Origin of the sequence: Variovorax sp. S12S4 (genome assembly GCF_023195515.1) — a bacterium.
Taxonomy (GTDB): domain Bacteria; phylum Pseudomonadota; class Gammaproteobacteria; order Burkholderiales; family Burkholderiaceae_C; genus Variovorax.
Map to the genome: position 1 here is coordinate 4,418,841 of NZ_JALPKR020000002.1, position 18,940 is coordinate 4,437,780.

21 protein-coding genes and 3 pseudogenes are annotated in these 18,940 nt (G+C 65.8%); 16 read left to right on the plus strand and 8 right to left on the minus strand.

Features of this window, described 5'->3' with window-relative positions:
- The first annotated feature begins 12 nt into the window (after positions 1-12).
- Positions 13-537, plus strand: a complete 525-nt coding sequence (locus tag M0765_RS21735; RefSeq protein ID WP_258505861.1) for a phosphoribosyltransferase — start codon at positions 13-15, stop codon at positions 535-537.
- A 211-nt stretch (positions 538-748) separates the two neighbouring features.
- Entirely contained in the window at positions 749-1,252 is a 504-nt protein-coding gene (locus M0765_RS21740) for a hemerythrin domain-containing protein (RefSeq protein WP_258505863.1), read from the plus strand.
- A 29-nt stretch (positions 1,253-1,281) separates the two neighbouring features.
- Here the strand turns inward: M0765_RS21740 and M0765_RS21745 are convergent, their stop codons facing one another.
- On the minus strand, positions 1,282-1,734 hold the full coding sequence (locus M0765_RS21745; protein WP_258505864.1) for a VOC family protein: 453 nt from the start codon (positions 1,732-1,734) through the stop codon (positions 1,282-1,284).
- A gap of 84 nt (positions 1,735-1,818) precedes the next feature.
- Here M0765_RS21745 and M0765_RS21750 point away from each other — a divergent pair.
- From M0765_RS21750 to M0765_RS21760, 3 genes and pseudogenes are all read left to right on the plus strand, one after another.
- A pseudogene (locus tag M0765_RS21750) lies at positions 1,819-3,011 on the plus strand (PLP-dependent transferase).
- 15 nt (positions 3,012-3,026) lie between these two features.
- Positions 3,027-3,992: a hypothetical protein gene (locus tag M0765_RS21755; RefSeq protein ID WP_258505865.1), complete on the plus strand. Its 966-nt coding sequence runs from the start codon at positions 3,027-3,029 to the stop codon at positions 3,990-3,992.
- 69 nt (positions 3,993-4,061) lie between these two features.
- Complete coding sequence (locus M0765_RS21760; protein WP_126747299.1) at positions 4,062-4,265, plus strand: hypothetical protein; 204 nt, start codon at positions 4,062-4,064, stop codon at positions 4,263-4,265.
- A gap of 76 nt (positions 4,266-4,341) precedes the next feature.
- Here M0765_RS21760 and M0765_RS21765 read toward each other — a convergent pair whose 3' ends face one another.
- Entirely contained in the window at positions 4,342-5,022 is a 681-nt protein-coding gene (locus M0765_RS21765; protein WP_258505866.1) for an arylesterase, read from the minus strand.
- Between M0765_RS21765 and M0765_RS21770 the strand changes: the two genes are divergently transcribed.
- From M0765_RS21770 to rlmB, 3 genes are read left to right on the plus strand one after another with little or no spacing between them, the layout of a single operon-like run.
- Positions 5,021-5,743, plus strand: a complete 723-nt coding sequence (locus M0765_RS21770) for an ABC transporter ATP-binding protein (protein ID WP_126747300.1) — start codon at positions 5,021-5,023, stop codon at positions 5,741-5,743. The two genes, M0765_RS21765 and M0765_RS21770, sit on opposite strands and share 2 nt — an antisense overlap.
- Positions 5,740-6,720, plus strand: coding sequence for a hypothetical protein (locus tag M0765_RS21775; protein WP_258505867.1), 981 nt, complete (start codon positions 5,740-5,742; stop codon positions 6,718-6,720). Before M0765_RS21770 ends, M0765_RS21775 begins: the two co-directional genes overlap by 4 nt.
- A 33-nt stretch (positions 6,721-6,753) precedes the next feature.
- A complete protein-coding gene (gene rlmB, locus M0765_RS21780; RefSeq protein ID WP_258505868.1) occupies positions 6,754-7,500 on the plus strand; it encodes a 23S rRNA (guanosine(2251)-2'-O)-methyltransferase RlmB in 747 nt (248 codons plus the stop codon).
- A gap of 246 nt (positions 7,501-7,746) precedes the next feature.
- On the opposite strand, the gene M0765_RS21785 is transcribed toward rlmB, so the two are convergent.
- Complete coding sequence (locus tag M0765_RS21785) at positions 7,747-7,917, minus strand: SoxR reducing system RseC family protein (RefSeq protein ID WP_148110631.1); 171 nt, start codon at positions 7,915-7,917, stop codon at positions 7,747-7,749.
- 121 nt (positions 7,918-8,038) lie between these two features.
- Positions 8,039-8,626 (minus strand): helix-turn-helix domain-containing protein, encoded by a 588-nt coding sequence (locus tag M0765_RS21790; protein WP_258505869.1) that lies wholly within the window; start codon positions 8,624-8,626, stop codon positions 8,039-8,041.
- A 71-nt stretch (positions 8,627-8,697) separates the two neighbouring features.
- Here M0765_RS21790 and M0765_RS21795 point away from each other — a divergent pair, with 71 nt between their 5' ends.
- On the plus strand, positions 8,698-9,219 hold the full coding sequence (locus M0765_RS21795; protein ID WP_258505870.1) for a GNAT family N-acetyltransferase: 522 nt from the start codon (positions 8,698-8,700) through the stop codon (positions 9,217-9,219).
- A gap of 15 nt (positions 9,220-9,234) precedes the next feature.
- Here the strand turns inward: M0765_RS21795 and M0765_RS21800 are convergent, their stop codons facing one another.
- The 3 genes and pseudogenes from M0765_RS21800 to M0765_RS21810 form a co-directional block, all read right to left on the minus strand.
- Positions 9,235-10,200, minus strand: coding sequence for an aldo/keto reductase (locus M0765_RS21800; protein ID WP_258505871.1), 966 nt, complete (start codon positions 10,198-10,200; stop codon positions 9,235-9,237).
- Positions 10,201-10,227: 27 nt separating this feature from the next.
- A pseudogene (locus tag M0765_RS21805) lies at positions 10,228-10,837 on the minus strand (chromate transporter).
- A gap of 78 nt (positions 10,838-10,915) precedes the next feature.
- Complete coding sequence (locus tag M0765_RS21810) at positions 10,916-11,506, minus strand: chromate transporter (RefSeq protein WP_258505872.1); 591 nt, start codon at positions 11,504-11,506, stop codon at positions 10,916-10,918.
- Positions 11,507-11,586: 80 nt separating this feature from the next.
- Between M0765_RS21810 and M0765_RS21815 the strand changes: the two genes are divergently transcribed.
- A complete protein-coding gene (locus M0765_RS21815; protein WP_258505873.1) occupies positions 11,587-12,504 on the plus strand; it encodes a YihY/virulence factor BrkB family protein in 918 nt (305 codons plus the stop codon).
- On the opposite strand, the gene M0765_RS21820 is transcribed toward M0765_RS21815, so the two are convergent.
- Positions 12,501-13,052 (minus strand): DUF924 family protein, encoded by a 552-nt coding sequence (locus M0765_RS21820; RefSeq protein WP_258505874.1) that lies wholly within the window; start codon positions 13,050-13,052, stop codon positions 12,501-12,503. The genes M0765_RS21815 and M0765_RS21820 overlap by 4 nt on opposite strands.
- A gap of 125 nt (positions 13,053-13,177) precedes the next feature.
- On the opposite strand from M0765_RS21820, the gene M0765_RS21825 reads away from it, so the two are divergent.
- The 6 genes and pseudogenes from M0765_RS21825 (at position 13,178) to M0765_RS21850 (ending at position 18,936) form a co-directional block, all read left to right on the plus strand.
- A complete protein-coding gene (locus tag M0765_RS21825) occupies positions 13,178-13,627 on the plus strand; it encodes a CHRD domain-containing protein (protein WP_258505875.1) in 450 nt (149 codons plus the stop codon).
- A gap of 51 nt (positions 13,628-13,678) precedes the next feature.
- Positions 13,679-14,877 (plus strand): annotated as a pseudogene (locus tag M0765_RS21830) (patatin-like phospholipase family protein).
- An 87-nt stretch (positions 14,878-14,964) separates the two neighbouring features.
- Positions 14,965-15,747: a 3-hydroxybutyrate dehydrogenase gene (locus tag M0765_RS21835; protein WP_258505876.1), complete on the plus strand. Its 783-nt coding sequence runs from the start codon at positions 14,965-14,967 to the stop codon at positions 15,745-15,747.
- Positions 15,748-15,872: 125 nt separating this feature from the next.
- Positions 15,873-16,895 carry a tripartite tricarboxylate transporter substrate binding protein gene (locus M0765_RS21840; RefSeq protein ID WP_258505877.1) on the plus strand — a complete coding sequence of 341 codons (1,023 nt, stop codon included), beginning with the start codon at positions 15,873-15,875 and terminating at the stop codon, positions 16,893-16,895.
- 43 nt (positions 16,896-16,938) lie between these two features.
- A complete protein-coding gene (locus M0765_RS21845; RefSeq protein ID WP_258505879.1) occupies positions 16,939-17,412 on the plus strand; it encodes a tripartite tricarboxylate transporter TctB family protein in 474 nt (157 codons plus the stop codon).
- Between the two features lie 15 nt (positions 17,413-17,427).
- A complete protein-coding gene (locus tag M0765_RS21850; protein ID WP_258505880.1) occupies positions 17,428-18,936 on the plus strand; it encodes a tripartite tricarboxylate transporter permease in 1,509 nt (502 codons plus the stop codon).
- Positions 18,937-18,940: the final 4 nt, after the last annotated feature.

The following is an 18,940-nucleotide window of genomic DNA, read 5'->3' on the forward strand; positions in this document are numbered from 1 at the left end:
ACGAACCAGACCATGTTGACCGAAGACGGCAAACATCTCTACGTCAGCTACGACGAGTACCACAACCTGATCGAGAAGCTCGCGATCAAGGTGCATCAGTCGGGCTGGGAGTTCGACACCATTCTTTGCCTTGCGCGCGGCGGCATGCGTCCGGGCGACGTGCTTTCGCGCATCTTCGACAAGCCGCTCGCCATCATGTCGACCAGCTCGTACCGCGCCGACGCCGGCACGGTGCAGGGCCACCTCGACATCGCCCGCTACATCACCACGCCCAAGGGCGAGATCGCCGGCAAGGTGCTGCTTGTGGACGACCTCGCCGATTCGGGTCACACGCTGCACGCGGTGATGGACATGCTGCGCAACAACTACGCACCGATTACCGAGCTGCGCAGCGCCGTGCTCTGGACCAAGGCGCTGTCGACATTCACGCCCGACTACTCGGTCGAATACCTCGCGACCAACCCCTGGATTCACCAGCCCTTCGAAGGCTACGACTCGCTCGGGCCTGAAAAGCTGCTCGAGAAGTGGTCGGTCTGAACTGATAGCGGCCCCGGGGGCTGCAACTCATCAGTTCCCCAGGTTCCCCGGCATGTAGGCGCACGGCGCGTATGCGCCGCCACGGCTTGCAGTCCCCGCTGCAACGATGTAGAACGATAGCGTTAAAACTTGAAGTTCACAGGCAGTTTTGGAGCCGTCAGCGGCTCCAAAGGAGTCAGGCATGTTGGCAGCCGAATGCGCGTGGGCCATCTTGCGCGCCGAGCACGTTCGCACCCGGGAATTGCTGGATTGCCTCCGCGAGGCGATGAAGGCGGGGGGCGAGGCGAGCGTTCGGCAACGCGCAACGTCCGCCATCGAGATCATCGAGCGGCTTCGGGCCTTCGAAGAAAACACGCATCGCCCCAAAGGCGTTGTCATGCTGAACATACTTCGCGGCAGGTCGCGCGAAGCCGACGAGCTCCTTGAGCAGCTCGATGCCGAGAGCGAGTGCTGCAACGGCCTCATCTCGCAGGCGCGGCTGCTGCTCGAGCGCGCCCGGTCCGGCGACACCGATGCGGCCGGGCAGGCCGGCGCCCTGTTGCGGCAGCACCGGCAGTTCATGTCCACGCATCTGGACAAGGAAGACACGCTCCTGCATTCGCAAACCGCGCTGCTGCTCACGGCCGAAGAGTGGGCGACCGTGGTCTCGTCCATCTCGAAGGAAGTAGGCGCAGCGAGAAAGCGCGAGCATCGGCGCCCAACGGTGAACGGGTAAACCTCTCGGAAACCCAGTGCGACCGGTGCCTACGCTCCGCCGGAATCGAACATCGCGGTGTAGCGACGCTGCATCTCTTCAGGCGTCAGCTTCTCGATGCTGTGGCCCACGTTCCAGCGATGCCCGAACGGATCGCGGAACACGCCCGATCGCTCGCCATAGAACTGGTCCTGCGGCGCCATGTCGAGCGTGGCACCGGCCTCGACGGCCCGCGCCACCACGGCATCGGCATCGTCCACGTGCAGATGCAGCGTGACCGCGGTGCCGCCTAGCGTCCTGGCGCTGTGGATGTTGTATTCGGCGAACTCGTCTGAAAGCATCAGGATCGCACCGTTGTGGAAGTCGAGTTCCGCATGCCCGATGCGGCCGCTCGGTTCGGTCAGCCGGAAGATTTCCTTGACCTCGAAGACCTTGCAGTAGAAGTCGATGGCGGCGCCGGCGTTGTCGACGCAGAGATACGGAAAAAGCTCGTGGATGGCCATGGAAGCTGCCTTTCGGGTGAGGGAAAAACAGGCTGTTGCCCATCGGCGCATTGTGCGGCGAAACGCCGCGCTAGCATCGGGGCCATGAGCAAGCCCTCCACGACCCTGATTCACCATCCCTACAAGCCCCCGCCAACTTCGCCGCGCCGCAGCCGGGCATCTACAAGGCCTCGACCGTGTTCTTCGCCGACGTGGCCGCCATGCGCGCGCGTGACTGGAAGACCAAGGCCGGCTACACCTACGGCCTGCACGGCACGCCGACCACCTTCACGCTCGAGGAACGCCTGGCCACCCTCGAAGGCGGCACCGAATGCCTGCTGGTGCCGAGCGGGCTTGCCGCCATCTCGCTGGTTGCCTTCGCTTTCCTGAAGAGCGGCGACGAGGTGCTGATTCCCGACAACGCCTACGGCCCCAACAAGGCGCTGGCCACCGGCGAGCTGGCCAACTTCGGCATCACGCATCGCATGTACGACGCGATGAACCCGGCCGACCTGCAGGCCAAGCTCTCGGAGCGTACGCGGCTCGTCTGGGTCGAGGCGGCGGGTTCGGTGACGATGGAGTTTCCCGATCTGCCGGCGCTGGTGGACATCTGCCGCGCCCGCGGCGTGGTCACGGCGCTGGACAACACCTGGGGCGCGGGCCTGGCCTTCGCCCCCTTCGATTTCAACGGCAGCGGGCAGGGCGTGGACATCTCGGTGCATGCGCTCACCAAATACCCGAGCGGCGGCGGCGACGTACTGATGGGCAGCGTGACTACGCGCGACGAGCGGCTGCACCGTGCGCTCAAGCTCACCCACATGCGAATGGGCTTCGGCGTGGGCGTTGGCGACGTGGAGACGCTGTTGCGCTCGCTGCCCAGCATCGGGCTGCGCTATGCCGCCCATGACCGCACCGCGCGCGAACTGGCACGCTGGCTCAGCGGCCGCGAAGAGATCGCGCAGGTGCTCCACCCGGCGCTGGAGGAATCGCCGGGCCATGAAAACTGGCGCGCCCTCTGCGGCGAAACCGACCTGGCCGCGGGCCTGTTCTCGGTCGTGTTCGATGCGAGCTACAGCACCGAACAGGTCGACCGCTTCTGCGACAGCCTGAACCTGTTCCGTCTCGGCTACTCATGGGGCGGCCCGGTCAGCCTGGTGGTGCCCTACGACATCGGCCTGATGCGCGATGCCAACGTGGCGCCCTGGCCGCACAAGGGCACGCTCGTGCGCTTCTCGATCGGCCTGGAGGACGTGGAAGACCTGCGCGCCGACCTGCAGCAGGCGCTACTGCAGATGTAGGCCTTGCCCAGGCGCATGGCAAGAAAGAATCGCAAGAGCCAGTCCATTGCCGCGCCGGCCGCCCGCGGCATGGCGCCGGCACGCGCAGCGGATACCCATGTCGCCGTGCCGCGCGTGCTCGAGGTTCCCGCGCACGTGCTGGAAGCGCTCGCGCGTGATGGAGCGGTGGAGGGCGTGCCGGACCTCGTCGCCACGCGGCTCCTGCTGGGCGGGCTGGTGGCGCTTTTTGCGCTGATGGCGCTCTCCTTTGCCGCCGCGGTGGTGCTGCAGGACGACTGGTCGAACCTGCACGGCAACGAGGGGATCGTCGCGCTGGCCGTGCTCGCGCTTCTCGCCGGTCTGGGCGGCGGCCTCTGGTATCTGCTGCGGCAATTTGCGCATGTGGACCAGGGCTCGATCCGGATCGACGCCGACGGCATGCGCTGGGGCAATCCGGCGTCGCCGCAGGCGGTGGCCTGGCGCGAGGTCTGCCGCGTGCGCGCCGGCCTGCAGGATGTGAAAACCGAATTCACTTCGAGCGATGCGATCGTCAAGCGGCTGGTCTTCCAGCGGGCTGCGGGCGGTGGTGAAACCATGGATGTGAGGCTGCCCTTGGCGCTGACCATGGACGCTCCGCGCGTGCTGCGCTTTTGCAACCGCGCCGCACTGTTGCGTGCGCTGCTGCTGCGGCTTGCCACCCAGCCCCGGCCGCGACTGCGCTTTGCCGCAGAGGTGTTCATCGACGCCGGCGTCGATCCGCAAACCTGGGAGCCGATGCTGGCGCCAAGGCGCTGGATGTGGCTTTCGTCCCTTGCCGCGCTGCTGCCGGTACTGGCCGTGTTTCTGGTCTGGCCGCTGGGCGAACACGTCGGCTGGATGATTGCGGTCCTTGTCCTGGCAATGCTGGCCGGCGCCGGTGCCATGGGCTGGTTCATGGACCAGCGCTATCCAGGTTTGCAAGGTGTGTTCGAGTTCGAAACACCCGCCGGCCCCGCGCCTTGAGACTGCACCGTTATCGCTTACAGTAGGCTACGCACAGTCACCGTGACTGTCTCGCCTCAAGGAGAAGCAGTGGCAACACCAAATTACGGCTACGAAAAGCGCCAGAAGGAGCTGGCCAAGAAGAAGAAAAAGGAAGAGAAGCTCCGCGAGAAGGCCAATCGCAAGCTCTCTCCAAGCAGCGAAGGACTCGCCCCGGGCGACCCGGAAACCGACGTGGCCTCGCTCGAGCGCGACCCGCCGACGGTGCCCGAGCTGCCGACCAAGAACGGTTGATTCACCGATCGACGCTTTCGAAAAAAAGCCGCTGCAAGCCCTAAGGCCTGCAGCGGCTTTTTTGTTTGTGCCGGGCCTACTTGGCAGTGAGCAGCTTGCGCAGTTCCGGCCACACGTTCTCTAGCAACTGGGGCTGTGCCGCGGCCGTGGGGTGAATGCGGTCGGCCTGGAAGAGCGCCAGCGCATCGGGCGCATCGGCCACGCCCTTGAGAAGAAAGGGCACCAGTGCCGCCTTGGTGGCGCCGGCCACCTTGCCGAACACCGCTTCGAAGCGCCGCGTGTAGTCGCCGCCGTAGTTGGGCGGCACCTGGATGCCGACGATCAGCACCTTGGCTCCGGTCGCCTGCGCCGCCTTGGTGATCTGCAGCAGGTTTTCCTCGGTGTTCTGAAGCGGCAGGCCGCGCAGCGCGTCGTTGGCGCCAAGCTCCACCACCACGTGGCTGGGCTTGTGCTGCGCCAGCAGCGAGGCAAAGCGAGCGCGGCCGCCCGAGCTGGTGTCGCCGCTGATGCTGGCGTTGACCACCGTGGCCGGGATCTTTTGCTCGGCAAGCCGCTTCTCAAGCAGGGGCACCCAGCCTTCGCCGCGCTTCAGGCCGTATTCGGCGCTCAGCGAATCGCCGAGCACCAGAATCACCGGTTTGCGAGGTGCCGCAGCCTGTGCGGTCTGGGCCTGCGCCGTTGCCGATGCCCCTGCAATGCCGGATGCGGCGGCGGTCAAGATAAAGTCACGTCGATTCAAAACGAAAAGCCTTTCCATGTCCCAACTCCCGTCTGAAGCCATTGTCGCCGTCGAGCACGTGTTCAAGTCCGTTACAGACTCGACCGGTACGCTGGACATTCTGCAGGACATCGATTTCACCCTGGGCGCGCGGGAAACCGCCGCCATCGTGGGGGCTTCGGGCTCCGGCAAGAGTACCTTGCTGTCGATCATCGCGGGGCTGGACACGCCCACGCGCGGCACCGTCAAGCTCGCGGGCGACGACATCTTTGCCATCGACGAAGACGCGCGCGCCGCTCTCAGGGCCCAACGCGTGGGTTTCGTCTTTCAGAGCTTCCAGCTGCTCGGCAACCTGAGCGCACTCGAAAACGTGATGCTGCCGCTGGAGCTGGCCGGCCGCAAGGACGCGCGCAAGGCCGCCACGGAGATGCTCGGACGGGTCGGGCTCGGGCAGCGGCTCGGCCACTATCCCAAGGTGCTCTCGGGCGGCGAACAGCAGCGCGTGGCGCTGGCCAGGGCCTTTGTGGTCCAGCCGGCCCTGCTGCTGGCCGACGAGCCCACCGGCAGCCTCGACTTTGCGACGGGCGAGCAGGTGATGCGGCTGATGTTCGACCTGAACCGCGAACTCGGCACCACGCTCGTGCTCGTCACTCACGACCGCGGCATTGCGGCACAGTGCGAGCGCCGCATCACCATCGAAGCCGGGCGCATGGCGCTCAACGAGTCGAAGCCTGTGCTGGTGGCCTCGCTCGAGGCATGATCGTTCCGCAGTTCTGGGCCGAAGGCCGAATTCAGGAGCGGGTGGCGGGCAAGCAGATCACCGTGCGGCGCTACGGCTGGTCCGACGACAGCCCGATTGCCGCGCAGGCGCATGCCGACCAGCGCACGCAGGAAGCCTTCGAGCGCATCGCCCGTGGCGAGCAGCTCGACCGCCGCGAGCGCAAGCTGGCCTACAACGGCGCCCACGGCGTGCCCATCCGCGAGGAAATCGTCGAGCGGCAGGGCGACACCGTCATCACGCGCAACAGCTACGGCGCGCGCTGCCTCAACACGCCCGATGTGCTGTTCGTGGACATCGACTTCGACGAGCCGCTGCGAGGCAGCGTGTTCGGCTTTGCGCTGGCGCCTGCGCTGATTGCGGGCGTTGTCGGCGGATGGGCCGCCAAGACGTGGCTGGGCGGCCTGATTGCGGCCATCGTGGTCTTCATCGTTGCCTACCGCATCGGCCTGGCCAGGAAGCGCGGCGAGGCCAGCAGCAACCCCTCGCCCGAAAAGCGCGCGGCCGAGCGCATCGGGCGCTTCGTGCATCAAAACCCGGACTGGCACCTGCGCCTTTACCGCACCCCGGCCGGCTTTCGCGTGCTGGCGATGCACGACGTCTTCAGCCCGGCCGACCCGGCGGTGGCCGAGTGCTTTGAAGCGCTGGGCGTCGACAAAACCTATGCGCGCATGTGCCGCAACCAGAACTGCTTTCGCGCCCGGTTGAGCGCCAAGCCCTGGCGCATCGGCATCGGCGAACACATGCGGCCGCAGCCGGGTGTCTGGCCCGTGTCGCCCGAGAAGCTGCCGGTGCGCGACGCCTGGGTGGCGCGCTATGAAAAGGCCGCCGAAAGCCATGCCGCCTGCCAGTACCTGGAGAGCGCCGGCAACAGCGACCGGGTGCATCCGAACGCGCTGGCCGTGCAGGAACTGCACGACGAAAAGACCCGGGCGCACAGCGGATTGCCGATTGCCTGAAGAGCAGGTCGCGCCGCCCTCGATAATCGGGGGATGTCTTCCCCTAAAGTGATCTTCGGCTTCCATGCCGTGGGCGTGCGCATCAAGACCGCGCCGAAATCGGTGCTCGAAGTGATGTTCGACACCAGCCGGCGCGATGCGCGCATGAAACAGTTCATCGCGCGTGCGCAGGAAGCCGGCGTGAGGCTGGTCGAGGCGGATGGACTGCGCCTTGCCAAGCTCAGCGGCAGCCACGGCCACCAGGGCGTGGTGGCGCGGGTCGAACCCATTGCGCAGGTCCGCTCGCTCGACGAACTTCTCGAGGGCCTCGAAGAAGCCGGCACCGTGCCCCTTCTGCTCGTGCTCGACGGCGTGACCGATCCGCACAACCTGGGCGCCTGCCTGCGCGTGGCCGACGGCGCCGGGGCGCATGCGGTCATCGCCCCCAAGGACCATGCGGCCGGCATCAACGCCACCGTGGCCAAGGTGGCGAGCGGCGCCGCCGAAACCGTGCCGTACTTCATGGTCACCAACCTGGCGCGCACGCTGAACGAGCTCAAGGAACGCAACATCTGGTGCGTGGGTACCAGCGACGATGCGCCCGGCACCCTCTACCAGAGCGACTTCAAGCGGCCCCTGGCGCTGGTGCTCGGCGCCGAAGGCGAGGGCATGCGCCAGCTCACCCGCAAGACCTGCGACGAACTCGTGAGCATTCCGATGGCAGGAGCGGTCGAAAGCCTGAACGTCTCGGTGGCCAGCGGCGTGTGCCTCTACGAGGCGATGCGCCAGCGCGGCACCTGAGGCCGATTGCTCGGCTGGAGGTGATCCAACGAAACCTGTTCGGCCACCATCAGCGCAGCGGGACAGGCGTGCAACAAGGGGAGAAGAGGCGTCGCCGAAACGGGCGAAGGAATCGAGGCGGACATGGACGAGCTGACTTGCAGCGATACGCACCGCGATCTGCGGTGCGCTCGCGAACTCAGCTACGCCATCTGCGCGCGGCGTGAAGCCTGTGTCAAATGAGCGGCAGCCGAGCCAGCATCGAACTCAGGAAGGGTCTTTGCTGCGCGTGCGTCCCACCGCGCTGAAGATGCCGATGCCCAGGATGATCAGCGCGCCAATGCCGATGTAGAGCGTAGGCACGCCGGCGACCGAGGCGCCCCATGCGAGGCCACCCAGGAAAATCAGAAAACCGATCATGTAGAGCACAAAAGACATGCTTGTTTCCCCGAAACTGTGATGCCTTGCAGTATCTCGGCCGGTGCCGGGGCCGGCACAGGCCTTCGTCGCCAGTCGCTGTGGGAACTTGCCTACTACTTCTGGGCGGGCCGGCGCCGGCTTACGGGGGCGATGCAACCAGCAGGTAGCGGCAGCCAGTGCGGCCAAGCGCCTTGAAGACCAGGGGGCGGTCCACGCCAAAATCCAGGCAATCGCCCTCGGCCAGTTCGAAACGCTCGTCGCCATAGTCCACTCGCAGCGCGCCTTCGAGCATCCAGAGGCACTGGCGATACGGCTTGCCGCTCCATCGCGGATAGCCGACCTGCGCCGAGCGCGGCAGTTCGATCTCCACCATCTCCACGCCGCCGTTTGCACCGCGCTCGGCAATCTGGCGGCGCAAATAGCCGGCCTCGGGGTCGCGCCAGACCTCCTGCTGCCCCCGGGCGCGTAGCCGGCGCGGCGAGCCCTTGTCTTCGGTCAGCAGCTGCGCAAGCGGCACGCCCAGTCCCGCGGCAAGCCGGCCCAGCAACACGGCGGTCGGGCTACTTTCCGCACGCTCGACTTTCGAGATCATCGCCTTGCTGACGCCTGAAAGACGGGCCAGCCCCGCAAGGCTCAGCCCCTTGGCCTGGCGCAGCCCAAGAAGCCGGCCGGCGATGAGCGAGTCGATGTCGGCGGGTTCGTCGGGCGGAGAAGAATTGTTTCTCATATGAGACTATTATTCTCCTATATTAGACAAAACTACCCCCACACGTCGCCGCCAGTTCGAAAGGAACCCACATGCGCCTGATTACCTGCACCGAAGAAGCCCACGCGGGCGCGATCCTCGCCATCCTCAACGAAGCCATCGTCAATTCCACCGCGCTGTACGACTACAAGCCGCGCACGCCCGAGAGCATGGTGGCGTGGTTCGCCACCAAGCGTGCCAACGGTTTTCCGGTGATCGGCGTGGAAGACGAGAGCGGCAAGCTGCTGGGCTTTGCAAGCTACGGCGCGTTCAGGGCATTTCCGGCCTACAAGTACACGGTGGAGCACTCGGTGTATGTCGAGGCCGGGCACCGCGGCGTTGGGCTCGGCCGCACGCTCATGGAGGCGATCATTGCCGAGGCGGCGGCACGCGACGTGCATGTGATGGTCGGCGCCATCGATGCCGCAAACGCCGGCAGCATCGGCCTGCACGAACGGCTGGGCTTTGAACATGCCGGCACGGTTCGCCAGGCCGGGTTCAAGTTCGGCCGCTGGCTCGACGTGGCTTTTTATCAGCGGATTCTCTCGACGCCGCTGAATCCGGTCGACGGGTAGGCAGGCTCACCGGGGTCAGGCCGGGGTTTCTTCGCTCGCGCGGTCCAGCATCTGGATGGTGCCGGCGTCCAGCTTGAGCTGAGTGGCCACGACCAGTTCTTCCAGCTGGGCAATCGAAGTTGCGCTGGCAATGGGCGCCGTGACCGAAGGCCGTGCGATCTGCCAAGCGATGGCAACCTGCCCCGGCTTGGCGTTGTACTGCTGGGCCACCTTGTCCAGCGCCTCGAGAATGCGCAGCCCGCGCGGGTTCAGGTACTTCTTGGTGGTATTGGCACCGCGAGCGCTCTTCGAGGCGTCGGCCTCGGTACGGTACTTGCCGGTCAGAAAACCGGCCGCCAGCGCATAAAAGTTGATGACGCCCACTTCGCGCTTCACGCACAGCGGTTCCAGTTCGTCCTCGAACACGGCGCGGTCGTACAGGTTGTACAGCGGCTGCAGGCTTTCGTAGCGCGCAATGCCAAGCCGCTCGGATATGTCGAGCGCTTCGGCCAGCCGCGGCGCGCTGTAGTTCGAGGCACCGATGGCACGCACCTTGCCGGCCTTGATCAGCTCGTCGAAAGCGCCCAGTGAATCCTCCAGCGGCGTGGCGGTATCGTCGTCGTGCGCCTGGTACAGGTCGACGAAGTCCGTCTGCAGGCGCTTGAGCGAAGCCTCCACCGCTTCGCGGATGTACGCGGGCGACAGGCCCGACTTGCCTTCACCCATGGGCTTGCCGACCTTGGTGGCCAGCACCACGCGGTTGCGCTTGCCGCTCTGCTTGAGCCACTTGCCGATGATGGTTTCGGACTCACCGCCGGTATGGCCCGGCACCCAGCTCGAATAGACGTCGGCCGTGTCGATGAAGTTGAAGCCCGCATCCAGCCAGGCGTCCAGCAGGCGGAACGAGGTGGCTTCGTCCACCGTCCAGCCGAACACGTTGCCGCCGAAGGCGAGCGGTGAAACCAGGAGGCCCGAGCGGCCCAGCGAGCGAAGTTGCGACATGAATTTCTTCCCTAAAAAGAGCGAGGATCAGACAAAACCGATGGCGCCGAGCAGCGCGCCCGCGCCGAGCAGCCACAGCAAGTGAATGCGTGTGCGCCACACGACAAGGGTTGCCGCCGCGCTCAGCAGCCACAGATGCCATGCGGGCGCGTCACCTGAATGGTTGCCCGCCGCGAGCACCCAGCCGGTGGCAATCAACAGGCCCACCACCACCGGCGCCATGCCCTGCTTGAAGGCTCGCACGCCGCGCTTGTCGCGGTTGCGGTAGTCCCCAGCGGGTGGCAAGATAGGTGAGGGTGGTGCTCGGCAGCATGATGCCGACCATGGTGATCGAAAGCCCGAGAAAGCCGAGCAGCCAGGCGCTCGGCCCGGCGCCGATTCCGCCGCCGGCATTAAGGCCGACGTTCCAGCCCATGAGTGCGACGAAGAGCACGTTGGGCCCAGGCGCTGCCTGGGCTATGGCCACCGACGAGCTGAACTGCGCTTCAGTGAGCCAGCCGTGCTGCGCAACCAGGTAGCGGTGCATGTCGGGCACCGTGGTGATGGCGCCGCTGATCGACAGCAGCGACAGCAACAGGTATTGGCCGAAAAGCGCAAGCCAGTCGTGCCACTGCATCACGATCGCTATGGGGCTCATGTGGCCCCCACGCTCGGCACTGGCGTGTGCTCGCTGCCCCCGAGGGGGCGCTCGCACCTTGGGGTGGTCCGGCGGTGCTCATGGCGCAATCCTCCGCCAGGTCCACGCACAGGCCACGCCGCCCACCGCCAGCAGCACCCAGCCGAGCGGAATCTTCAGTACCGCGATGGCGCCGAACACCAGTGCCACGAACACCAGGCAGGCGGCAAAGCCCAGCGGGTGCTTGCGCAGCTGCGGAATCAGCTTGATGCCGGTGGCGGCAATCAGCCCGCCCGACACCGCGCCCATGCCGCGCAGTGCGCCCGCCACCTGCGGGTTGCCGGCGTAGTGCGCGTACAGCACGGCCAGCATCAGGATGACGACGAGCGGTATTGCGAGCATGCCGGCCACGGCGGCGATGGCGCCGCGCAGTCCGAAATACCGGTCGCCGATCATCAGCGCAAGGTTGACCACGTTGGGGCCCGGCATCACCTGGGCCACGGCCCAGTCTTCCAGAAACTGCTCGGGCGTGAGCCAGCGCTTTTTCTCGACCATTTCGCGCTGGACGATAGCCAGCACGCCGCCGAATCCCTGCAGCGCAAGCCAGGTGAATGAAACAAAAAGGTCGCGTGGCGACTTCGGTTGCGGAGGGTCGGATGGCGCCGCCGCGCCTGAGGGAGACGGATGCATGTGGAGCGATTATCGTAGTCCTACCTGCAACACGCCGGGCAGCGGGCTGACATGCCTTGTGTCATTCAAAGGGAGACTTCATGATCATGCAGATGCGAGCGCTTTTCGAACTGTGCAAAGAGGCCGTGGCCTCATGGTCGAACGACTATGCCCCGAGCATGGGGGCCGCGCTGGCCTACTACACGGTGTTTTCCATTGCGCCGCTGCTGCTGATCGTGATCGCCGTGGCGGGCCTGGTGTTCGGGCAGGAGGCCGCGCGAGGCGAAATCTTCCTGCAGCTTGCGGGCCTCATGGGCGAGCAGGGCGCGGCCGCGGTGCAGAGCATGCTGCAGGCGGTCAACAAGCCGGCCGAAGGCATCGTGGCCACGGTGGCCGGCATCGGCCTGCTGGTGATTGGCGCGACCACCGTCTTCGGCGAACTGCAGGACGCGCTCGACCGCATCTGGCGCGCACCGGCCCGCGCAAAGAACAAGGGGCTCTTCAACTTGCTGCGCGTGCGCCTGCTGTCGTTCAGCATGATCATGGGCATCGGCTTTCTGCTCATGGTGTCGCTGGTGGCGAGCGCGGCGCTGGCTGCGCTCAGCAAGTGGTGGTCGCCGGTGTTCGGCGCCTGGGCGACGCTGGCGCAAGCGGTGAATTTCGTCTTCAGCTTTGCGATGGTGACGGTGATCTTCGCGATGATCTACAAGATCATGCCGCGGGCCAAGGTGCAATGGCGCGACGTGTGGGTGGGCGCCGCGGTCACGGCGCTGCTCTTCACCGTGGGCAAACATCTCATCGGCCTGTACATCGGCAAGAGCAGCGTGGCCTCCGGCTATGGTGCCGCGGGCTCGCTGGTGGTGGTGCTGGTGTGGGTGTACTACTCGGCGCAGATTTTTCTTCTGGGCGCCGAGTTCACCTGGGTGTATGCCAAGACTTACGGCTCGCTCAAGAACGCCAGGGACAGCGCCAGCGCGAATCCTTCGCCCACCCGGTCGGAGCCGCTGCCCCAGCGCTAGCCGGCAAAGCCGCCTTCGTCCAGGAAACGCTGTTCCTCGGCGCTGCTGGTGCGCCCAAGCAGCTTGTTGCGGTGCGGAAAGCGGCCGAAACGCGCAATGATGTCGCGGTGCAATACCGCAAAGCGCTGCGTGTTGGCGTCGAGCGCCGCATTGAGCTCGACCGAACGCTCCTGGTCGGCCAGCGATTCGGAGTGCATGAAGGGCAGGTAGAAAAAGCGCCGCAGCGCTTCGTCCACCTTCAGGTCGAGGCCTGCCTCGATCGCCTTGCGGGCCACCGCCAGCGCCTTGGCGTCCGTAGCGAGCATGCGCGCGTTGCCGCGCCAGGTGTTGCGCGGGAACTGGTCCAGCAGCACCATCAGCGCAAGCGCGCCCTCGGCGTCGTTCACCCAGTGGTCGAGCTGGCCGAGAGCTGCGGCTTCGTGCGCAGCGAGAAAGCGACCGCTGAACTCGGCATCGAAGGCATCGTTCTTGGCAAACCATCGGTCGGGTCCGGCGCTGCGCCAGAAGTCGACCACCTCGTGGGCGGTGGGAAGGTTGGCAGGGTTCATCGCCGCATTCTCTTTCAGCCTGGGGCGCCGCGCCGCCGGCCCTGAAAGTCGCGGTGGTGGCCGACATCGGCTCGGGCCGGGGCTGCCTATGCTGAAGCGGTTTCATAACTCAGGAGATAAAGCTCATGAACCGATATGGCACTCTTTTGCGCGCAACCCTCATCGCCGGCGTAGCCAGCGTTGCGCTGGCCGGCTGCGGGATGATGTCGAAGTCGAACGTCGCGAGCTTCAGCGGCACCATGAACGCCGCCAGCGAAGTGCCGCCCAACATGACGCGCGGCAGCGGCCTGGCTGAAGCCTGGCTGAACAGGGACACCAATGTCCTGAAATACAAGATCACCTACAGCGGCCTCAGCGGCCCGGCCACCGCCGGCCACTTCCACGGACCCGCGGCAGCGGGTGCCAATGCAGGCGTGGTGCTGCCCTTTGCCAGGACGGAGAGCCCGATCGAAGGCCAGGCCACGCTCACGCCGGCACAGGCCGCCGACCTGCTCGCAGGCAAGTGGTACGCCAACATCCACACGGCGGCCAATCCGGCCGGTGAGATCCGGGGACAGATGCTGCCCAAGATGTAAGGAGGCCTGCGGTCAGCTTGCAGTCGCGGGGCTGGTGTCAAATGACACCATATGACGACGAAGAAGCCTCGCACGGCAAGCAAGAAGACCCTGAGCCCATTCGCAGCGCCCCGCGAAGACATGCGCTCCGCGCGCAAGGCGCTGGTGCTGCAGGGCGGAGGCGCCCTCGGCGCCTACCAGGCCGGCGTTTATGCCGCGCTCAGCGAGACCGACCTGCAGCCGCACTGGATTGCCGGCGTCTCGATCGGCGCCATCAACGCCGCGCTGATCGCGGGCAACGCGCCCGACAAGCGGGTCGACAGGCTGCGGGAGTTCTGGCACCTGGTGTCTTCCGGGCCGGCGCAGCGTCTGCCGGCATGGCTGGGCGACCGCGCTGCGCAGAACCAGTGGAGCGCCTCCATGGCGATGCTGGTCGGCATTCCGGGTTTCTTCGAGCCGCGCTATTCGCCCGCATTGTTGATGGGGCCGCGGCACCGCTCCTGAGCTACTACGACACCACGCCGCTCAAGCTCACGCTCGAGCGTCTGATCGATTTCGACCGCATCAATGCGTGCGAGGCGCGCTTCAGCGTGGGCGCGGTCGATGTGCGCACCGGCAACTCGGTGTACTTCGACAACACGCGCCAGCGCATCGGCCCGGAGCACATCATGGCCAGCGGCGCGCTGCCGCCGGGCTTTGCGCCGGTGACCATCGACGGCGACGACTACTGGGACGGCGGCATCGTCTCGAACACGCCGCTGCAATACGTGCTCGACATTCACCCGCGCTCCGAGCCGCTGGTGGTGCTGCAGGTCGACCTTTTCAATGCACGCGGCGAGATGCCGCGCACGCTGTCGGGCGTGCTGGAGCGGCAGAAGGACATCACCTATTCGAGCCGCACTCGCATGAACACCGATGCACTGGCCGCCAACCTCAACCTGCAGCAAGCCATTGCGGACCTGATCTCCAAGCTGCCCGCGAACCTGCGCAATGACCCCTCGGTGCTTGCGGTGCAGGCCGAGCTCACGCACCACCCCATCGACATCTTTCACCTGATCTACCGCGACAAGCCCTATGAGGCCGAATCGAAGGACTACGAGTTCTCGCGCGCCGCGGTCGAAGAGCATTGGGAAGCCGGCGCGCGCGACATGCGGCGGACGCTGGCGCACCCCGAAACGCTGCGCAGCGATGCCACGGTGAACGGCGTGACCACCTTCGACCTTGGCGAGCCCGGGGTGGGGCGCATCAAGCGGCCCGGGTTGTCGCGTTGACAAAAAATGCCGCGAGCCGCGTGCTCGCCTGAATCCTGCAGTTCCGTTTTCTTTCTTTTTCTTCTTTCAACCTCAAGGACGTTCACCATGCAACTCAAGGACAAGGTCGCCTACATCACCGGTTCGGCCAGCGGCATCGGCAAGGAGATTGCCGTTCTGTTTGCGCGCGAAGGAGCCAAGGTCGTCATTGCAGACCTCAACAAGCAAGCGGCCGAGGCTACGGCTGCCGAGCTCAAGGCCGCCGGCGCGCAGGCCATCGGTGTGGCGGTGGACGTGACGAGCGAAGAGCAGGTCAACGCTTCGGTCGAAGAAGCGGCCAAGGCCTTCGGCGGCATCGACATTCTCATCAGCAATGCCGGCGTGCAGATCGTGCACCCGGTCGATGAGTTCAGCTTTGCCGACTGGAAGAAGATGCTCGCCATTCACCTGGACGGCGCCTTCCTCACCACCAAGGCCTGCCTCAAGCACATGTACGCCCAGGGCCGCGGCGGCAGCGTGATCTACATGGGCTCGGTGCATTCGAAGGAAGCTTCGCTGCTGAAGGCACCGTACGTCACGGCCAAGCACGGCCTCATCGGCCTGGCCAAGACCGTTGCGAAGGAAGGTGCCAAGCACGGCGTGCGCGCCAACGTGATCTGCCCGGGTTTTGTGCGCACGGCGCTCGTTGAAAAGCAGATTCCGGAGCAGGCCAAGACGCTCGGCATCACCGAAGAGCAGGTCATCAAGAACGTGATGCTCAAGGAAACCGTCGACGGCGAGTTCACCACCACCGAAGACGTCGCCCGCGTGGCGCTGCTGTTCGCGGCCTTTCCGACCAATGCGCTGACCGGGCAGTCGCTGGTGGTGAGCCACGGCTGGTTCATGCAGTAACCAAATCACGCCGCCGGGTGCGGCACACGATGGTTCACCCTAATGTCTCCGGCGAGTGAACTGTGCGAAAAATCGCATGGCCATTCAAACGTCATACCAATGACCTTCGCCAGGAGACAACAACCATGCGTGTCAGTTCGTCCCGTGACAGTTCGTCCAATTTCTTTTCGCGCCGCTCCTTCGTTGCCCATGCCGCGGGCGTTGCGGCGGGGCTTGCCATGTTTGCAGCGGCGGCTCCCGCAGCCGCGCAGGCTTATCCGAGCCGCCCGGTTACGCTGATCGTTCCCTGGGGCGCCGGCGGCGGTACCGATGCCACGGCGCGCATCATTGCGAGCCTGCTCGAAAAAGAACTGGGCCAGCCTTTCACCGTGGTGAACCGCACCGGGGGCAACGGCGTGGTGGGCCATTCCGCCATTGCCGCCGCACCGCCCGATGGCTACACCATCGGCATGGCCTCCGTCGAGATCGGCATGATGCATTGGCAGGGGCTGACGCAACTGACCAGCACGTCGTACACCCCTATCGGCCTTGCCAACCTCGATCCGGCCGGCATCCAGGTTCGCGCCGATGCGCCCTACAAGACCGTGGCCGAATTGCTCGCAGCCATCAAGGCCAGCCCCGGCAAGCTGAAGGCATCGGGCACCGGGCAGGGCGGCATCTGGCACCTGGCCATTGCGGGCCTCTTGCGCGACCAGAAGATCGATCCCGCGGCCGTACCCTGGGTGCCGAGCAACGGCGCTGCGCCAGGGCTGCAGGACGTGGTGGCCGGCGGCGTCGACATCGCGCCGGTCTCGCTGCCCGAGGCGCGCTCGCTCATCGACGCCGGCAAGGTCAAGAGCCTTGCAATCATGAGCGACAAGCCTTCGGCGCTGTACCCGAATGTGCCCACGCTCAAGGCGTCCATCGGCAGCGACTGGTCGATGGCGGCCTGGCGCGGCATCGTCGCGCCCAAGGGCCTTCCGGCCGACGTGCGCGACAAGCTCGCGGGCGCGCTCAAGAAAGTGGTAGCGAGCAAGGAGTACACCGACTTCATGGCCTCGCGCGGCTTTGGCGTGATCTATGCGGGCCCCGACGACTTTGCCGCCTACATGGCCAAGTCCGACGCCGAACTCGGCGCAACCATGAAGGCCGTGGGTATCGTCAAGTGAGCGCCGCGCGGCGTGCATGCGCGCCCGGCAAGCGGGCAGCGCAATGAAGTTCAACGACGCGGTCTTCGGCTTGATTCTGCTGGTGCTCGGCGCGTTGGTGCTGGCCGTGGTGCGCAGCTATCCGGGCATACCGGGCCAGCAGGTCGGGCCGGCGCTTTTCCCTGGGCTGATTGCCATCGGCCTATGCGTCTGCGGCCTCATGCTGCTGGTCAAGGGCTGGCGCGAACGCCAGGCCGTGGCCTGGATGCGGCTCGGCGACTGGGCCGCTTCGCCGCGCCACGTGCTGTCGGCCGCGCTGGTCATCGGCTCGGTGCTGTTCTACATGTTCGCCTCGGAGCGGCTGGGCTTCCTGCTGACCGCCTCTGTCTCGCTGCTGGCACTGATGCTTGCCATGCGCGTGCCGGCGGGCCGCGCGGTGCTCATTGCGCTGGTTGCCTCGCTGCTCATCCATGCCGCCTTCTACAAGCTGTTGCGCGTTCCTCTTCCCTGGGGCGTGCTGACGCCCATTGCCTGGTAACCGGGGCCTCTACTCATGTCGGCAGCACTCTTGCAGGCTTTCTCGATGGTCTTCGAGCCGTACACCCTCCTCGTGATGGTGCTGGCCTCGCTCTATGGCCTGTTCGTTGGCGCGGTACCGGGGTTGTCGGCCACCATGGCGGTTGCGCTGCTGGTGCCGGTCACTTTTTTCATGCCGCCCGTTCCCGCCATCGCGGCCATGGTGACGGCCACCGCCATGGCCATCTTCTCGGGCGACATTCCCGGCTGCCTGCTGCGCATCCCGGGCACGCCCGCATCCGCCGCCTATACCGACGAAGCCTTCGCGATGACGCGCAAGGGCATGGCCGAAACCGCGCTGGGCGCGGGGCTGGTGTTCTCCGCCGTGGGTGGGCTCTTCGGCACCGTGGTGCTCATCGTGGCGGCGCCTGCGCTGGCCGACTTTGCGCTCAACTTCAGTTCGTTCGAGTACTTCTGGCTCGTGCTGCTGGGCCTGACCTGCGCGGTGTTCATCACTTCGGACCGGCCGCTCAAGGGCATGGTCACGCTGCTGCTCGGCCTGCTGGTGGCCTGCGTGGGGCTCGGCAACCCGGCGGGCTTTCCGCGCTTTACCTTCGGCAATGCCGAGATGACGGGCGGCATCGGCATGATCCCGATGATGATCGGCATGTTCGCCATCTCGGAGGTGATCCGCTTCGCGGTCGACACGCTGCCGCCCGGCGAGATCGTGGTCGAGAAAGTGGGCCGCGTGCTCTCGGGCCAATGGGCGCTGGCCAAGAAGTACCCCGTGCAGATATTGCGCGGAAGCGTACTGGGCACTGCGGTGGGCGCGCTGCCGGGCGCGGGCGCCGACATCGCGGCATGGATGTCGTACGCCATGAGCAAGAAATTTTCGAAGGAGCCCGAGAAGTTCGGCACGGGCCATGTCGAAGGTATTGTCGAATCGGGTTCGGCCAACAACAGCGCGCTGGCCGGCGCGTGGATTCCGGCGCTGGTGTTCGGCATTCCGGGCGACTCGATCACCGCCATCGTGATCGGCGTGCTCTACATGAAGAACCTCAACCCGGGCCCGACGCTCTTCACCACCAACCCGCAGAACATCTATGCGGTGTTCATGCTGTTCATCATTGCCAACATCATCATGATTCCGCTCGGCATCCTGTGCATCAAGGTGGCCAAGCGCATCTTGCGGGTGCCGCGCAACGTGCTGATGCCGCTGATCCTGCTGTTCTGCATCGTCGGCGCATTCGCCATCAACAACTCGCTGTTCGACGTGGGCGTGATGCTCGCGGCCGGCATCGTGGCCTACCTGCTCGAGGAGAACGGTTTTCCGATTGCGCCTGCCATCCTAGGTGTGGTGCTCGGCGGCATGCTCGAGGAGAACTTCATCACCTCGATGATCAAGTCCGGCGGCAACCTCGCGGGCTTCGTGTCGCGGCCCATCGCCGCTTCGCTGGCCGCGGTGGTGGTGCTGGTGTGGCTCGCGCCCTTGCTTCGACAGCTCTGGATCAGAAGCCGGCGAACGGCTTCGTCTACTGCAGCTTGAGGCG

Coding starts and splice junctions, on each gene's coding strand:
- M0765_RS21845 (WP_258505879.1), top strand. CDS start 16,939: ATGAAGTTCAACGACGCGGTCTTCGGCTTGATTCTGCTGGTGCTCGGC.
- M0765_RS21810 (WP_258505872.1), bottom strand. CDS start 11,506: ATGCATCCGTCTCCCTCAGGCGCGGCGGCGCCATCCGACCCTCCGCAA.
- M0765_RS21840 (WP_258505877.1), top strand. CDS start 15,873: ATGCGTGTCAGTTCGTCCCGTGACAGTTCGTCCAATTTCTTTTCGCGC.
- M0765_RS21745 (WP_258505864.1), bottom strand. CDS start 1,734: ATGGCCATCCACGAGCTTTTTCCGTATCTCTGCGTCGACAACGCCGGC.
- M0765_RS21835 (WP_258505876.1), top strand. CDS start 14,965: ATGCAACTCAAGGACAAGGTCGCCTACATCACCGGTTCGGCCAGCGGC.
- M0765_RS21765 (WP_258505866.1), bottom strand. CDS start 5,022: ATGGAAAGGCTTTTCGTTTTGAATCGACGTGACTTTATCTTGACCGCC.
- M0765_RS21775 (WP_258505867.1), top strand. CDS start 5,740: ATGATCGTTCCGCAGTTCTGGGCCGAAGGCCGAATTCAGGAGCGGGTG.
- M0765_RS21770 (WP_126747300.1), top strand. CDS start 5,021: ATGTCCCAACTCCCGTCTGAAGCCATTGTCGCCGTCGAGCACGTGTTC.
- M0765_RS21790 (WP_258505869.1), bottom strand. CDS start 8,626: ATGAGAAACAATTCTTCTCCGCCCGACGAACCCGCCGACATCGACTCG.
- M0765_RS21795 (WP_258505870.1), top strand. CDS start 8,698: ATGCGCCTGATTACCTGCACCGAAGAAGCCCACGCGGGCGCGATCCTC.
- M0765_RS21850 (WP_258505880.1), top strand. CDS start 17,428: ATGTCGGCAGCACTCTTGCAGGCTTTCTCGATGGTCTTCGAGCCGTAC.
- M0765_RS21815 (WP_258505873.1), top strand. CDS start 11,587: ATGATCATGCAGATGCGAGCGCTTTTCGAACTGTGCAAAGAGGCCGTG.
- M0765_RS21820 (WP_258505874.1), bottom strand. CDS start 13,052: ATGAACCCTGCCAACCTTCCCACCGCCCACGAGGTGGTCGACTTCTGG.
- rlmB (WP_258505868.1), top strand. CDS start 6,754: ATGTCTTCCCCTAAAGTGATCTTCGGCTTCCATGCCGTGGGCGTGCGC.
- M0765_RS21825 (WP_258505875.1), top strand. CDS start 13,178: ATGAACCGATATGGCACTCTTTTGCGCGCAACCCTCATCGCCGGCGTA.
- M0765_RS21755 (WP_258505865.1), top strand. CDS start 3,027: ATGGCAAGAAAGAATCGCAAGAGCCAGTCCATTGCCGCGCCGGCCGCC.
- M0765_RS21735 (WP_258505861.1), top strand. CDS start 13: ATGTTGACCGAAGACGGCAAACATCTCTACGTCAGCTACGACGAGTAC.
- M0765_RS21800 (WP_258505871.1), bottom strand. CDS start 10,200: ATGTCGCAACTTCGCTCGCTGGGCCGCTCGGGCCTCCTGGTTTCACCG.
- M0765_RS21785 (WP_148110631.1), bottom strand. CDS start 7,917: ATGTCTTTTGTGCTCTACATGATCGGTTTTCTGATTTTCCTGGGTGGC.